General features: G+C 64.0%; 17 protein-coding genes and 1 tRNA gene. 10 read left to right on the top strand and 8 right to left on the bottom strand.

The window, feature by feature from the left end:
• Nucleotides 1-168: 168 nt before the first annotated feature.
• A complete protein-coding gene (locus tag AC0L3H_RS14310) occupies nt 169-1,452 on the bottom strand; it encodes an MFS transporter (protein WP_473585880.1) in 1,284 nt (427 codons plus the stop codon).
• Between the two features lie 82 nt (nt 1,453-1,534).
• Here AC0L3H_RS14310 and AC0L3H_RS14305 point away from each other — a divergent pair, with 82 nt between their 5' ends.
• The gene (locus AC0L3H_RS14305) at nt 1,535-2,140 is read left to right on the top strand and encodes a TetR/AcrR family transcriptional regulator (protein WP_473585879.1); all 606 of its coding nucleotides are present in this window, start codon (nt 1,535-1,537) and stop codon (nt 2,138-2,140) included.
• Nucleotides 2,141-2,185: 45 nt separating this feature from the next.
• Nucleotides 2,186-2,779, top strand: coding sequence for a hypothetical protein (locus AC0L3H_RS14300; RefSeq protein WP_473585878.1), 594 nt, complete (start codon nt 2,186-2,188; stop codon nt 2,777-2,779).
• Between the two features lie 245 nt (nt 2,780-3,024).
• On the opposite strand, the gene ppa is transcribed toward AC0L3H_RS14300, so the two are convergent.
• The 5 genes from ppa to AC0L3H_RS14275 form a co-directional block, all read right to left on the bottom strand.
• On the bottom strand, nt 3,025-3,558 hold the full coding sequence (ppa, locus tag AC0L3H_RS14295) for an inorganic diphosphatase (RefSeq protein WP_023800478.1): 534 nt from the start codon (nt 3,556-3,558) through the stop codon (nt 3,025-3,027).
• Between the two features lie 111 nt (nt 3,559-3,669).
• On the bottom strand, nt 3,670-4,176 hold the full coding sequence (locus AC0L3H_RS14290; RefSeq protein WP_023800479.1) for a GNAT family N-acetyltransferase: 507 nt from the start codon (nt 4,174-4,176) through the stop codon (nt 3,670-3,672).
• A gap of 116 nt (nt 4,177-4,292) precedes the next feature.
• Complete coding sequence (locus AC0L3H_RS14285; RefSeq protein ID WP_473585877.1) at nt 4,293-4,931, bottom strand: TPM domain-containing protein; 639 nt, start codon at nt 4,929-4,931, stop codon at nt 4,293-4,295.
• An 8-nt stretch (nt 4,932-4,939) separates the two neighbouring features.
• On the bottom strand, nt 4,940-5,737 hold the full coding sequence (locus AC0L3H_RS14280) for a TPM domain-containing protein (RefSeq protein ID WP_473585888.1): 798 nt from the start codon (nt 5,735-5,737) through the stop codon (nt 4,940-4,942).
• 217 nt (nt 5,738-5,954) lie between these two features.
• Complete coding sequence (locus AC0L3H_RS14275) at nt 5,955-6,587, bottom strand: LemA family protein (RefSeq protein WP_036263057.1); 633 nt, start codon at nt 6,585-6,587, stop codon at nt 5,955-5,957.
• A 162-nt stretch (nt 6,588-6,749) separates the two neighbouring features.
• On the opposite strand from AC0L3H_RS14275, the gene AC0L3H_RS14270 reads away from it, so the two are divergent.
• The 6 genes from AC0L3H_RS14270 to AC0L3H_RS14245 all read left to right on the top strand — a co-directional run bounded on the left by AC0L3H_RS14270 (nt 6,750) and on the right by AC0L3H_RS14245 (nt 12,026).
• Nucleotides 6,750-6,992, top strand: coding sequence for a hypothetical protein (locus tag AC0L3H_RS14270; RefSeq protein ID WP_091592375.1), 243 nt, complete (start codon nt 6,750-6,752; stop codon nt 6,990-6,992).
• Between the two features lie 7 nt (nt 6,993-6,999).
• Nucleotides 7,000-7,884, top strand: a complete 885-nt coding sequence (gene pdxY, locus AC0L3H_RS14265; protein WP_473585876.1) for a pyridoxal kinase PdxY — start codon at nt 7,000-7,002, stop codon at nt 7,882-7,884.
• Nucleotides 7,881-8,657, top strand: coding sequence for a DUF429 domain-containing protein (locus tag AC0L3H_RS14260; RefSeq protein ID WP_473585875.1), 777 nt, complete (start codon nt 7,881-7,883; stop codon nt 8,655-8,657). The genes pdxY and AC0L3H_RS14260 overlap by 4 nt, the downstream gene beginning before the upstream one ends.
• Before the next feature lie 154 nt (nt 8,658-8,811).
• Entirely contained in the window at nt 8,812-9,456 is a 645-nt protein-coding gene (locus AC0L3H_RS14255) for a carbonic anhydrase (protein WP_023800486.1), read from the top strand.
• 9 nt (nt 9,457-9,465) lie between these two features.
• On the top strand, nt 9,466-9,876 hold the full coding sequence (locus AC0L3H_RS14250; RefSeq protein WP_473512377.1) for a nuclear transport factor 2 family protein: 411 nt from the start codon (nt 9,466-9,468) through the stop codon (nt 9,874-9,876).
• Between the two features lie 95 nt (nt 9,877-9,971).
• Nucleotides 9,972-12,026 carry a M3 family metallopeptidase gene (locus AC0L3H_RS14245; RefSeq protein ID WP_473585874.1) on the top strand — a complete coding sequence of 685 codons (2,055 nt, stop codon included), beginning with the start codon at nt 9,972-9,974 and terminating at the stop codon, nt 12,024-12,026.
• Between the two features lie 246 nt (nt 12,027-12,272).
• Here the strand turns inward: AC0L3H_RS14245 and AC0L3H_RS14240 are convergent, their stop codons facing one another.
• Together AC0L3H_RS14240 and AC0L3H_RS14235 are read right to left on the bottom strand one after the other, a co-directional pair.
• Complete coding sequence (locus tag AC0L3H_RS14240; RefSeq protein WP_473585873.1) at nt 12,273-12,602, bottom strand: DUF167 domain-containing protein; 330 nt, start codon at nt 12,600-12,602, stop codon at nt 12,273-12,275.
• 10 nt (nt 12,603-12,612) lie between these two features.
• Nucleotides 12,613-12,903, bottom strand: coding sequence for a YggT family protein (locus tag AC0L3H_RS14235; protein WP_023800489.1), 291 nt, complete (start codon nt 12,901-12,903; stop codon nt 12,613-12,615).
• Between the two features lie 160 nt (nt 12,904-13,063).
• On the opposite strand from AC0L3H_RS14235, the gene AC0L3H_RS14230 reads away from it, so the two are divergent.
• Nucleotides 13,064-13,139 (top strand) — tRNA-Ala (locus tag AC0L3H_RS14230).
• A 516-nt stretch (nt 13,140-13,655) separates the two neighbouring features.
• Entirely contained in the window at nt 13,656-14,570 is a 915-nt protein-coding gene (locus AC0L3H_RS14225) for a sugar phosphate isomerase/epimerase family protein (RefSeq protein WP_473585872.1), read from the top strand.
• Nucleotides 14,571-14,590 lie beyond the last annotated feature (20 nt).

The following is a 14,590-nucleotide window of genomic DNA, read 5'->3' as shown; positions in this document are numbered from 1 at the left end:
CCCGCGATCAACTCTTCACCACCGAGAAGCTCAATCGTCTCGGCCCAGCCGTCATCTACAAGCGATTCGTGAGTCATCGCAGCGTAGAATCACAACCGATTCCCCGCTGCAACTCCTATCTTAGCGCATATGCCCTCAAGGGGGAGATTAGCGCTCGGCCGTCACAGCTCAAGCCGCCTGCGGGTTCGGCTCGAAGGCCGGACGGCTGGTGTTGATCAACAGCGAGAGGCAGGCTGCGGCTATTGCCGTCATGCCGGCGATGAGGAAGGCAAGTTCGTAATTGCCCTGCAATTCACGCATGGTGCCGCCGAAGAAGGCGGCCGCCGCTGCACCCACCTGATGGCCGGCGACGATCCAGCCAAAGACGATCGGCCCGCTGCGGTCGCCGAACGCCTCGTTCGACAGCCTGAGCGTCGGCGGCACGGTGGCGATCCAGTCCAATCCGTAGAGCACTGCGAAGATGATCAGGCTGGTCGACGAAAAGCCGGAATAAGGCAGATAGATCAGCGACAGGCCGCGGATGCCATAATAGACGCCGAGCAGCTTGCGCGGGTCGAAACGGTCGGTGAGCCAGCCCGACAGCGTCGTGCCGATCAGGTCGAAGATGCCCATCAGCGACAGCAGGCCGGCGGCTTGCACCTGGCCGATGCCCATGTCACCGCAAAACGCGATCAGGTGCGTTCCGACCAGTCCGTTGGTGGTGAAGCCACAGATGAAGAAAGTGGCGAACAGATACCAGAACACCCGCGTGCCGGCGGCACGACGCAGCGTGCTGAACGTGTGGGTGAGGAAGTTGCCCTGCGAGGCTGGCGGAACCGGCGGCACGTCGTCGACGTCCGCGCCGTAGCGCACCATGCCGATCGCGGACGGCCGTTCCGGCACCAGCAGCCAGACCAGCGGCACGAGGCAGGCGGTGGCGACCGCAATGGCGATGGCGACAGGCTTCCAGCCGCCCGACTGGGCGAGCGCGGCGAGCAACGGCAGGAACACCAGCAGGCCGGTGGCGGCCGAGGCCGACATCAGCCCCATTACCAGGCCGCGATTGGTCTTGAACCAGCGATTGACGATGGTGGCGCCGAGCACCGTGGCGACCGCGCCGGAACCGACGCCGGAGAATACGCCCCAGGTGAGAAGCAGGTGCCAGGGCTGGGTCATCAACAGGCTGAGCGCCGTCGAGCCCGACATCAGCACCAGCGCCGCCAGCAGCGTGCGGCGCAGCCCGATCCGTTCCATCAGTGCCGCGGCAAACGGCCCGGTCAGGCCGTAGAGGAAGATGCCGATGGCCGCGGCGAGCGAGACGACATCGCGCCGCCAGCCGAAACTCTCCTCCAGCGGCAGCATCATGACGGCCGGCGCCGACCGCAGGCCCGCCGCGATCAGCAGGCAGAGGAAGATGACGGCGACCACGACGAAAGCGTAGCGCTGGCCAAACGGGCGGGATTGAGCTATCATGTTACTGACCGGTACGTTGCAGTTGTACTAGGGTATACGTACCGATCGGTAACATTGTCAAGCAGGCAACGGCACATCCTGGATGAAAAGCATTGAACCAACGATCAAAGCAGATGAGGTGGCACAGCCCCGCGCGGGCGAAAGAATCCTTCGCGTTGCCCGCGATCTGTTCTACCGGCAAGGCATCAGGGCGATCGGCGTCGACGAGATCGTGCGGCGCGCCGGCGTCACCAAGCCCAGCCTCTATCGCAGCTTCCCCTCCAAGGACGAATTGGCCGCGTCCTATCTGCGGCAATACGACCTCGAGTTCTGGGATCGCTTCGACGAGGCGGTGGCTGCCCATCCCGGCGATCCGCGCGCACAGATTGGCGCCTTCCTGACCCGCATAGGCAAGCGCACGCAAAAACCCGACTATCGCGGCTGCGGCATGACCAACGCGGCCGTCGAATATCCCGAACGTGGCCACCCGGCCCGTGTGGTGAGCGAGGCCAACAAGCAGGAATTGCGCCGACGCCTGCGCGCCATGGCGGCGGCGATGGGCGCCGGCGACGCCGATACGCTGGGCGACGGGCTGCTGCTTCTGATCGAAGGCGCCTATATCAGCGGCCAACTGTTCGGGGCCGGCGGACCGGCGAAGTCTGTGGCCCGCAACGCCGACCTGCTGATCGAAGCGAGCTTGAAGAAATAGCGTTTAGCGATACCGTGCGGCAGCCCCGAAACGGAGTTGCCCGCGATGCGTGCTCTTTTGCTGATCCCGCTTGCCCTCGCCGGCCTCTGCCAGTCCGCCCAGGCCGGCGACATTTCCAGCGCCTACACCGATCTCGACTGGAAGAACGACTGCGTGACCTACGCGCAGGCGGAGGAAGGCGAAGGCGACTGGGCCAGTCTCGCCTGTTCGGGCTATCGCGGCTACCCGGTGCTGATCGCCTACGACGACGCGCGGGAATCGCTGTTTTATGGTTTTCCGCCCAGCGACATGACCCCAGTCTGGGAAAGTTTTGTCGCCTTCAACTCGGCGGCATCCAAACTCGAGTGGCGCATCGAGACGAACGGCGATCGCGCCGTCCCGTTTGCGGTCATTCATCGGCGCTCGATCAGCAATCCCGAGGCGGAGAACAAACCGATCGACGTGCTGATCGTCGCCAAGGTCGCCCAACCGGAGACCTATGAAGGCTGCACCGTCGGCCTGGTGCTGGCCACCGGCAACCCCGGCGCCAACGACCAGGCCCGCAAGCTCGCCGACGAGAAGGCGCGGACCTTTGCCTGCGGCAAGGACAAGCGCGTGGTTATCGGCAACGCACCCGCTTTCGGCCGTGTCGACAATTAGGAGCGCGTGGCATTGAAAAGTAACGTCGGTCAGCGCTGCCCCTCATTGCCCTGCCGGGCATTTCTCCCCGTATAGTGACGGGGAGAAAGACGCAGCCATCAATGGTTTCGCCAATTACCACCGTTGCTGAATGGGCGCCAAGGTCGAGGTCAGCGGGCTTCTCCCCGTTCACGGGGAGAAGGTGCCGGCAGGCGGATGAGGGGCGGCGCTACGCCAGCAGTTTGCTCGCAACTTCAGGCGTTCGGCTACTTGCTCGCCTTGGCCCGTTCGATCGCCTCGACGATCATCTTCTTGGCGTAGGCGGCATCGTGCCAGCCCTCGATCTTAACCCATTTGCCGGGTTCCAGATCCTTGTAGTGCTCGAAGAAGTGCTGCACCTGCTGGCGGGTGATGTCGGGCAGGTGCGTGTATTCGGTGACGTTCTCGTAGCGCAGCGTCAGCTTGGGCGAAGGCACCGCGATGATCTTTTCGTCGAGGCCGGAATTGTCCTCCATCACCAGCACGCCGATCGGCCGCACATTGATGACGCAGCCCGGCACCAGCGCCCGCGTGTTGCAGACCAGCACGTCGATCGGGTCGCCGTCACCCGACAGCGTGTGCGGCACGAAGCCGTAATTGCCGGGATAGCGCATCGAGGTGTGCAGGAAGCGGTCGACGAACAGCGTGCCGGCCTCCTTGTCCATCTCGTACTTGATCGGCTCGCCGCCGATCGGCACCTCGATGATGACGTTGATGTCCTCCGGCGGGTTCTTTCCGATGGCGATGGCTTCGATACGCATGGCTTTGTCCCTCTTTCGATTGGAAACCGATAGCGGGCAGCGGCGCATGGTGCAATGCGGCGAATGGTACTGAAATCGGCTGAGGGTGCTGGCGAGAGGCGTGTCGAGCCGTCATTCCCAGACGAAGGCGACCTTCTTCAGAGCCTTCTGCTCGAAAACCTCGACGCCCTCGGCGACGTCGCGGCCGCCGGCGCCGGCATAGAAGGTGAGCGCGTTCTGGTTGTCCTCCAGCGCCCACACCACCATGCCTTTCAGCCCGTGGTCTGCCAGTCGCGCCCGTGCGGCCGAGAATAGCCGGCTGCCGAGCCCGATGCCCTGATATTCCGGGCGCACGTAGAGTTCGTAGATCTCGCCCTGCTGCTTGAGCTCGCGGGCGCGGTTCTTGCCGATCGTGGCGTAGCCGGCGACCTTGCCGCCGATCTCGACAACCAGGACGGTGGCGGCGCGGCGGATGGCGTTCGCCCACCAGTCGGCGCCGCGGCGGTTGATCATCGATGTCAGCGTGCGATGCGGGATGATGCCGGAGTAGGCGCCGCGCCAGGCCAGCAGGTGCACGTCGGCGATGGCGCTTGCGTCGCGCGGCTCGGCTTTCCTGATGTCGATGCTCAGCGTCTTCATGATTGGTTAACCATAAACCCGGATCGCCCGATTGCAAGAGTCCGGTCAGCGGCTCCCAAGCTTTCGCACAGACGATAGACGTGCCGTTGAGTGCTGAAAAAACCGTTCGTAGCGACTCAGATTTCGACCAGATGATCGTCGAGCTCGTTGCTGTCGCCGGAAGAAACCGGGAAATGCTCGGCCAGCACCGCACCCGTCGCTTCGATCGCCTTGATGAAGCCGTCGGCGAGACGATCGTCGCGGGCATGCGCGGTAAGGTCGCGGACGACGCCGTCCCAGACATGCTGGCCAACGCGGCTGTCGATGCCGCTGTCGGCGATCACTTCGGCGTAGTGCTCGGCAATCGAAACGAAAACCAGCACGCCGGTGCGCGCCGTGGTGCGGTGGACGTTGCGGGCGAGGAACTGCTTTATCGCATTGGCGTGCGCGGCCTGGTAACGCAGCCGTCTCGGCACCAGGTGGATGCGCAAGCCGGGCAGCGCCCACAACAGCACAAGCACCGAGGCCATCGCCAGAAGCTGGGCGATGACGAAATGCGGCACGCGGATCGACAGCCACCACGCTTCCAGCCCGTAACTGACGGCGAGGCTGACGACGAGCATCGCCAGCGTCGCCATGAAGGCAGCCGGAAAGAAATAGCCGTCGCTGGCATAGGCGACCACGCAGTAGATTTCGCCGTCGGTGTTTGATTCGGCGACGCGGATCGCTTTCGCGATGCGGTCATGGTCCTCGCGGCTGATCGGTCGAGTTGCCATGTCGTGTCTCACCAGCTTCCTGAAGATCCGCCGCCACCGGACGAGCCGCCGCCGCCCGAAAAGCCGCCGCCGCCTGAGCCTCCTCCGCCCGACGACCAGCCTCCCCCGCCGGACGACCAACCGCCAGAAGATTGCCGGCCCGGCTCGAAAATCATGCCCAGCCAGCGATAGCGACCGGGGCCGATCTTCCGGCCGAAGATCGGCGGCAGAATGGAGGCGGCGATGCTGCCGAAGAAGATGATCGCCCATATGCTTATGAAGATCGCAAAGAACAGATCGTCGGTGTTGAATGGCGGCTGCTGGTTGCGGGTCCCGCGCGCTTCCAGCTCTTCCGGATTGCCTTCCAGCACCATGACCATGTCGTCGACGGCCTTCATTATGCCGCCGGAGAAATCGCCGGCGCGGAAGGCCGGCACCATGTCGTTTTCGATGATCAGCCTGGTGTGCAGGTCGGTCAGCGTGCCTTCCAGCCCGTAGCCGACCTCGATGCGCATCTTGCGATCGTCTTTGGCGACCAGCAAAAGCACGCCATTGTCCTCGCCGGCCTGGCCGAGCTTCCAGGCGCGGAACAGCCGGTTGGCGTAGGGCTCGATTTCCTCGCCGTCGAGGCCAGGAAGCGTCGCGACGACGATCTGGTCAGAGCTCTTGGCCTCGAAATCCGCAAGCTTCCGGGTCAGCGCCGCTTCGGTTGCGGCATCGATGATGCCGGCATTGTCGACGACCCGCCCGGTCAGGGCAGGCAATTCGGCGGCAAGGGCGGTGAGGGGGAGGAAGAGAAGGCTTAGGACGACGTACAGGAATGTCAGGCTGGCGTTCCTTCGCGCCCCCCTCTGTCCTGCCGGACATCTCCCCCAGTTGGGGGGAAATCGGCCGTCACCATGGCTTTCGCAGACCTGCAACGTTGCAAGGGAGGCGCCTTCGACAAAGCTGCCAATCTCCCCCCTTGTGGGGGAGATGTCCGGCAGGACAGAGGGGGGCGCGACGGAGTGCAAGGCCAACAGGGACAACGCCAACCAGCTGTTCTCACCCACCCTGCTGCGTGCCGAAATCGACCTTCGGCGTCTGCATCTTGTCTTCCTCGATGGTGAAATTGGCGAATGGCTGATTGTCGCGGAACCACAGGGTCGCCCAAATCACCGACGGGAAGGTCCTCAGCGTCAGATTATACTCCCGCACCGCCTCGATATAGTCGCGGCGGGCGACCGAGATGCGGTTCTCGGTGCCTTCGAGCTGCGCCTGCAGCGCCAGGAAATTCTGGTTGGCCTTGAGGTCGGGATAATTCTCCACCACTGCCAGCAACCGCGACAGCGCGCTGGTCAGGCCGGCTTGACTGTCCTGGAATCTCTTGACCGCTTCCGGATCGCTCAGCGTTTCGGGCGTCACCGTCACCTGCGTCGCCTTGGCGCGCGCCTCGACAACGGCATCGAGCGTATCCTTCTCGTGCGCCGCATAGCCCTTGACCGTCTCGACCAGGTTGGGAATGAGATCGGCGCGGCGTTGGTACTGGTTCAGCACCTGGCTCCATGCGGCCTTGGCGTTTTCCTCCGCCGTCGGAATGGTGTTGTAGCCGCAGCCGGCCAGCAGCGGCAGCACGATCGCCATCATCAGCAAGGCTGGCAGGTTGCGGAAGACGAAAGGGGAGGAAAGGGCAGGCATGGAAAAATCCCTCAACAAGACTGACGGGCGAAGCATTACCACAATCCGCGCGCAAGAACATGACCTCGACCTGGGGCGCTGCTGGTGCTTTGGCATTCACTGTCAGGCCCTGTAATTGACCGGGCGAACAGGTTAAAGTCGCTGCGAAAACAGGGCATAGCCATGGCGGGACGCCAGGACAGCGACGACGAATCGCGCCGCATCATCGAGCGCGTGGCAAGTGAAACCGACCCGGCCTCGTCCGTTGCGCGGACGGCGAAGGGCGCGCGCGATGACGTCACTGCAGCAGACGCCGACCGGGCGGACCCGATCGAATATTGGGGCACGCGCATTGGCCGGGCGCTGGGGTTCATTGTCGGCATTGGCCTGTTGATCTGGCTCGTGCTTTTCATCATCCAGGGTTAGGAACCTCGTGAGCACCGAAGAACACGACGCGCCGCGCGCGGTCATCGTCATTTCCAGCCATGTCGCGCGTGGCTCGGTCGGCAACCGCGCCGCAGTCTTTGCGCTGGAGACGCTGGGCTTTCCGGTGTGGGCGGTGCCGACCGTCATCCTGCCCTGGCATCCGGGCCATGGACGGGCGACGCGCATCGTGCCGCCGCTCGATCAATTCAGGGCGCTAATGGCCGATCTCGAGCGCGCGCCGTGGCTGGGCGAGGTCGGCGCAGTGCTTTCCGGCTATCTCGGCGAAGGCGGCCAGGCCGACGCCGTCGCCTCGCTGGTCGGCGCGGTCAAGGCGAAGACGCCGGACGCCGTCTATATCTGCGACCCGGTGATGGGCGATTCGGGCGGGCTTTATGTGCCGGAGACGACCGCCATCGCGATGCGCGACCGGCTGATGCCGATCGCCGACATCGCCACGCCCAACCGCTACGAGTTGGAATGGATGGCGGGAGCGCCGCTGCCCGACCTCCAAGCGGTGATGGCGGCCGCCCTTCAGGCCGGGCCGTCGACCATGCTGGTCACGTCGGCGCCGGCGATGATGGCCGGCGGCACCGGCAATCTGCTGCTCAACGGCAACCAGGCGCTGCTCGCCGAGCATCGCCTCATCGACAAGCCGCCCAATGGCCTCGGCGACCTGACGGCGGCCGTCTATCTGGCGCGCATCCTGTCCGGCCAGCCGGCGATCAAGGCACTGCAGTCGACCACGGCGGCGGTCTACGAGATCCTGGCGCGCACCGCCAAGCGCGGCGGCGACGAATTGCAGCTCGAAACCGATGCACAGAGCCTGTCGCACCCGATGGCGATGGTGCAGCTTCGCCATCTCCTGCATCCGGGGCGGGACAAAAGAGCGTGACTGTCGTCGGCGTCGATGGCTGCAAGGCCGGCTGGATCGCCGTTCGCCGCGAGCCCGGTTCGACACCTCGTAACCCGGGCGCAGCCCCCTCGGTAGCCGTTTTTCCAAGCTTCGCAGCACTTCTCGACGCATTGCCAGCCGAGGCAACAGTCGCCGTCGACATGCCGATCGGCCTGCCCGATGTTTCACAAAAGGGCGGCCGCGGACCCGAATCGCTGGTGCGGCCGCTGCTCGGCAACAGGCAATCGAGTGTCTTCGCCATCCCCTCGCGTGCGGCGCTTTATGCGCATACGGACGGCTTCACCACGATCGAGGCCTGGCATGCCGCGCATCGCCAAGCAAGCGAAGTGGCCAAGGCGACCTCCAATCCGCCGCGCGGCGTCTCGATCCAGGCTTTTGGGATCTTTGCCAAGATCCGCGAGGTCGATGCGGTTCTGATCGCGCGTCCCGAACTGCGCCGCCGCGTCTTCGAATCGCATCCGGAAGTCGCCTTCTGCCGGCTGAACGACGACCGGGCGATGCGCCTGCCGAAGAAGATCAAGGGCGCCGTCAACCCGGCCGGCATGGCGGAACGCAAGGCGCTGCTTTGCCGGCACGGTTATGTCAGGGGCTTTCTCGACCGGACGCCGCCGCGAGGCGCCGCTGCCGACGACTTTCTCGACGCCGCAGCGATGATGCTGATCGCCGGTCGCATCGCCAGCGGCGAGGCAAGGCCGTTTCCGGATCCGCCGCTCGCCGACCGTTTTGGTATCCCTGTCGCCATTTGGGCGTGAATCTCCTCGGCCCATCTATCGGCGAGGCAATCGCATTGGCGAATGGCAACCACGTCCTTCGCGATTCGGCATTGCTCGCGACCGGCTTTTGCCGCTAGAGCCTTCCTGACCTACAGAGCTGCCGCCTAACCCCGAAAGGCTCCAGACGCCGCCAATGCCTCATCTCCCAGACCATCTGCTCACCGGCTACCGCAATTTCATGAGTGGCCGCTATCTCGCCGAAAGCGGGCGCTATCGCTCGCTTGCTCGCGAGGGCCAGGCCCCCGAAACAATGATCATTGCTTGCTGCGACTCCCGCGCGGCTCCCGAGGCGATTTTTGACGCTGGCCCCGGCGAACTCTTCGTGCTGCGCAATGTCGGCAATCTGGTGCCGCCCTATGCGCCCGACGACCAGTTCCACTCGACCTCGGCGGCGCTCGAGTTCGCCGTGCAGAGCCTCAAGGTCAAGAACATAGTGGTGATGGGCCATGGCCGCTGCGGCGGCATCCGCGCAGCACTCGACAGTACCGCCGCGCCGTTGTCGCCCGGCGACTTCATCGGCAAGTGGATGAGCCTGATTGCGCCGGCCGCCGAGACCGTGTCGTCCAGCACCTTCATGACGGCGACCGAGCGGCAGACCGCGCTCGAGCGCATTTCGATCCGCTATTCGATCGCCAATCTCAGGACCTTTCCCTGCGTCTCGATCCTGGAAGGCAAGGGACGGCTGTCGCTGCACGGCGCCTGGTTCGACATCTCGACCGGCGAACTCTGGGTGATGAACAAGGACACCGGCGACTTCGAGCGGCCGGAGATGACGTAGGAGGGTTGCATGGCATGCCGTTCGATCGCTTTGGCCGCAGCGGCGCTGCTGTTTTCAGTCATGTCCGCCGGCGCCGACGACGGCGCGCTCATCAGCCGCTGGTACGCGGCGCTGCTGGTCGCCGATCGCACGGAACTGTCGGACCTGCTTGCCGACGACGTCCGGATAAAACTCGACGATCTCGGCGTCGTCCAGACCAAGCAGGAGTTCATCGCCTCCATCGACGACTGGGAGGGCGCTGTCGCCGGGGCTGAAATCCGGCATCGGATCGAGAAGACCGAGGGCGGCGTCACCACGGTGATCGCCTGTTATGATTTCCCCAACAACGACGTGCTGATGCAGGAAACCTTCGCGATCGCCGACAACCGCATCACTGCCAGCTCGCAGGCGGCGATCGCCGAAAACTGCGATAGCTACTGACCAGCCGCGATATTGCGTGCGGCAAGCCAGCGCCTTACATCGGTGACGATCCGCCTCATCCCGCCACTCAGCGAAAGCCCCTCACTTACGAAAGATTGCCCATGCCGTCCGCCGTCGACCTCGCCGCCCATCCGCTGACCACCTGGCAAGGGCCGCTCGGCCTGCCCGATTTCACCCGCATCGGCGACGGCGATTTTTCCGGGGTTTTCGATGCGGCATTGACGGCGCACGAGGCCGAGATCGAGGCGATAGCAGGCAATGCCGAGACCCCGACCATCGAGAATACGCTTGCAGCGCTCGAGCTTGGCGGTGAGGCGCTCGACCATGTCTCGTCGATCTTCTGGTGCCGGGCCGGCGCCCACACCAACGAGGCGATCCAGGCGCTGGAGCGCGACATATCGCCAAAAATGTCGCGGCATTTCTCGGCGATCTCGATGAACGAGAGGCTGTTTGCCCGCATCGACGATCTCTACCAGCGCCGCGACGCCCTAAAACTCGATGCCGAAACGCTGCGGGTGCTGGAAAAGACCTGGAAGAATTTCGTCCGCTCCGGCGCCAGGCTCGACGCTAAGGGCAAGAAGCGGCTGGCGGTGATCAATGAGGAGTTGTCGTCGCTCGGCACGAATTTCGGCCAGAATCTGCTTGCCGACGAGCGCGACTGGGCGCTGTTCCTCGATGAAGCCGACCTTGCCGGCCTGCCGGAATTCCTGAAAAGCGCGATGGCCGAGGCCGCCGAGATGCGCGGCCAGAAGGGCCGCTATGCCGTCACCCTGTCGCGCTCGATCTACGAGCCGTTCTCGACCTTCTCCGAACGCCGTGACCTGCGCGAGATCGCCTTCCGCGCCTTCACCATGCGCGGCCAGAACGGCGGCGCCACCGACAACACCGCCGTGGTGCGCGACATGCTGCGCCTGCGCGCCGAAAAGGCGAAGCTGCTCGGCTACGCTTCCTACGCCGCGCTGAAGCTCGACGACACCATGGCAAAGACGCCCGAGGCGGTGCATACGCTGCTCGACCCGGTCTGGGGAAAGGCGGTGGAAAAGGCCGCAAGCGATCAGATCGAATTGCAGCGGCTGGCGGCCGAGGCCGGCAGCAACGAAGATTTCGCCGCCTGGGACTGGCGCTTCTATCAGGAGAAGCTGCGCGCCGAGAAGTTTGCCTTCGACGAGGCCGAACTGAAGCCCTATCTGCAGCTCGACCGCATCATCGACGCCTGTTTCGACGTGGCGACAAAATTGTTCGGCATCAGCTTCGAGGAGAAGCAAGGCATTGCCACCTGGCATCCGGACGCGCGCGTTTTCATCGTCAGGAATGCCGACGGCAGCGAGCGCGGGCTGTTCCTGGCCGACTATTTCGCGCGGCCGTCAAAGCGCTCCGGCGCCTGGATGAGCGCGCTGAAGTCCGGCTACAAGCTTGGCGATGGCTCCAGGCCGGTCATCTACAACATCATGAATTTCGCCAAGCCGCCGGAGGGCGAGGCAGCGCTTTTGTCGGTCGATGAAGCCAAAACCCTGTTCCACGAATTCGGTCATGCCCTGCATGGCATGCTAACCGAGGTCACCTGGCCATCGGTCGCGGGCACCTCGGTCAGCCGCGATTTCGTCGAACTGCCCTCGCAACTCTACGAGCACTGGCTGACGGTGCCGGCGGTGCTGGAAAAGCATGCTCTGCACGTGAAGACTGGCAAACCGATGCCGAAGGCGCTGGTCGACAAGATGCTGGCGGCGCGCACCTTCGGCGCCGGCTTCGCCACGGTCGAGTTCACCGCCTCGGCACTGGTCGACATGGCCTACCACGCACGGCCGGACGCGCCGGACGAGCCGCTTCGTTTCGAAGCCGAAACGCTCGAGAGGCTCAACATGCCCGACACCATCGCCATGCGCCACCGCACCCCGCATTTCGGCCACATCTTTGCCGGCGACGGCTATTCGGCCGGCTACTATTCCTACATGTGGTCGGAGGTCCTCGACGCCGACGCCTTCGCCGCCTTCGAGGAGACGGGCGACCTGTTCGATCCGGCGCTGGCCGAACGGCTCAGGAAAAACATCTATGCCGCCGGCGGTTCCAAGGACCCGGAAGAGCTCTACACCGCCTTCCGCGGCAAGATGCCGTCTCCCGAAGCGATGATGGCCAAGCGCGGGCTGGTGTAGAGGCCGGCGGAGCTGCCATGGGTCAATCGCGAACCTCGGCGCCGCCCCTCATTGCCCTGCCGGGCATTTCTCCCCGTAAACGGGGAGAAAGAGGCTGGCCGCAATCTTGACGTTACTTCTGCAATGCTGGTGGTTGGCGAAGCCATCTGTGGCGGCGTCTTTCTCCCCGTCACTATACGGGGAGAAATGCCCGGCAGGGCAATGAGGGGCGGCACGGACCGACGTATCCTCGCACAGCAGGCCACTTTAACGCGACGCACTTGGGCCGCCATCCAACGCCTCGATGGCTTTCGCCAGCGCCGCCGGATCGCCTGATATGCGCAGCGTCTTCAGCCGGGCCGTGCCGCCGGCGATGACCGAGACGGCCGATCGCGGCACGCCCAGCGCCTTGGCGACCAGCCGTTCGAGCGCCTGGTTGGCGGCGCCGTTTTCCGGCACGGCACGGACGCGGGCCTTCAGATGGCTTCGCCCGTCTGCCGAGATCTCGATGCCTTCGAGCCTGTCCATCGCCGCTTTCGGCGTCAGCCGGACGAACAGGTCGACGCCGTCGTTACGCGGGCGAAACGGCCCGGTCATGGAACCGCCGTCAGACGACCAGCGGCGCCACCGTGGTGAGCAGGAACTGCCGCAGGAAGAACAGGATCAAAAGCAGGATGATCGGCGAAATATCGATGCCGCCGAGATCGGGCAGGAAGCGGCGGATCGGCCGCAGCGCCGGCTCGGTCAGCCGGAACAGCATGTTGCTGACGCTATCGACGAACTGGTTGCGCGAGTTGACGACGTTGAAGGCGTAGAGCCAGGAGAAAATCGCCGAAGCGATGATGATCCACCAATAAATGTCAAGCGCCAGGACAATGGTCTGAATGAGGGCTATCATGCCGGTCTCCGGTTGTTGCCGACATGTAGCCATTGCAGGCGGAGGCGGCAAGAGCCAGCTTCGCGGCACGGCAGGCCGGTGGCTGGCCGCCCGGCTTTGGGCAAAACGCCGTCTTGACAGGAAACCGCCGCGCCCGATAAATGCGCCCATTCCGCTGGATGGGGCTGTAGCTCAGCTGGGAGAGCGCGTCGTTCGCAATGACGAGGTCAGGAGTTCGATCCTCCTCAGCTCCACCAGCGGATTTTTACCTCAGTAAAATCAAGAAGATAGCTGTACCGGCACCCCGAACGCGCTCTGGCGGGCTTTGAGCTTGGGGCTTAAACCTGGCCATCAAGCCATTCCCTCAGATCGGAGTCCTCGTGACCTTCAGGGATAGGCGGTCTCGTTCTGACGTACCAGATCACGCCAAATCCAACTGCCGCGCACGCGCCAGCAACCACGAATGTGATGATGTCAGTCACTTCAAACCCCTAATCCCGACACATCATTAGCTCGACCGAAATCGCCCCACAAGAGCAAAATCAGGTCGTTGCGGGAGTGGACAGGTGCCCAGCCAAGGGAAGTCCTGCTGTTGTCAGACGCCTAACTAAATCCAGCCGTTCCGCACGGCTGTCACAGCCGCTCACGATGGCCTGCTCTGCGACGATCCGATGGCATTCGTCAGACAGGTTTGCGCATTGCCGGCGGCGACACGGTTGAAGCGGCCTGCACAATCGGCATAGTAGGCCGGTCGTGAACCACGGGAGGGCCACATGAAGCTCGGATTGCTCACCGCACCGTTTGCCGACACCCCGCTTGGCGAGGTCGCCGACTGGGCAAGTTCTGCCGGCTTCGAGGCGCTGGAGATCGCCTGCTGGCCGAAATCCTCAGGCGCAGCCCGGCGCTATGCCGGCACCAGCCATATCGACGCCGCCTCGACCTCGGCCTCGCAGGCCAAGGAAATCGCCGCCGCACTGGCGGAAGAGAACCTGTCGATCTCCAGCCTCGGCTTTTATCCCAATCCGCTGCATCCCGATGCCGCCCACCGCAAGGCTGTCGTCGATCATTTGAAGAAGGTGATCGTGCTGGCGAGCCATATGGGCGTGCCTGTCGTCAACACCTTCTGCGGCGGCGACGCCTCAAAAACCATCGACGCCAACTGGCAAGAGGCACTCAAACTGTGGCCCGATATCATCGCCCGTGCGCGCGACAACGGCGTCAAGCTGGCTTTTGAGAACTGCCCGATGATCTTCAGCTACGACGAATGGCCGGGCGGCCACAACATCGCCTATTCGCCCTATATCTGGCGCCGCATCCTCGATGCCTGGGGCGGCGACGTCGGCATGAACTTCGACCCGTCGCATCTGGTCTGGCAGATGATCGACCAGGCCCGCTTCATCAGGGAATTCGGCCCGTACATGCTGCATGTCCATGCCAAGGACCTGATGATCGATCATGATGGGCTTTACGAGCGCGGTATCCTCTCGGCCGGCATGGGCTGGCAGGTGCCGCGCATGCCGGGGCTTGGCGATGTCGACTGGAATGTGATCTTCTCCGGCCTCTACCGCGCCGGCTACGACGGAGCCATCATCATCGAACACGAGGACCGGCGCTTTGAGGGAAGCGACGACGACGTCAAGCGCGGCTTTCTGCTCGCCCGCGACATGCTGCGCCCCTTCGTGAAATGAACCCCTTTTCGAACTGAACT

It is taken from the genome of Mesorhizobium sp. WSM4816 (assembly GCF_055811535.1).
The sequence above is the reverse complement of the archived record's forward strand: the minus strand, read 5'-3'. Positions and strand labels throughout refer to the sequence as shown.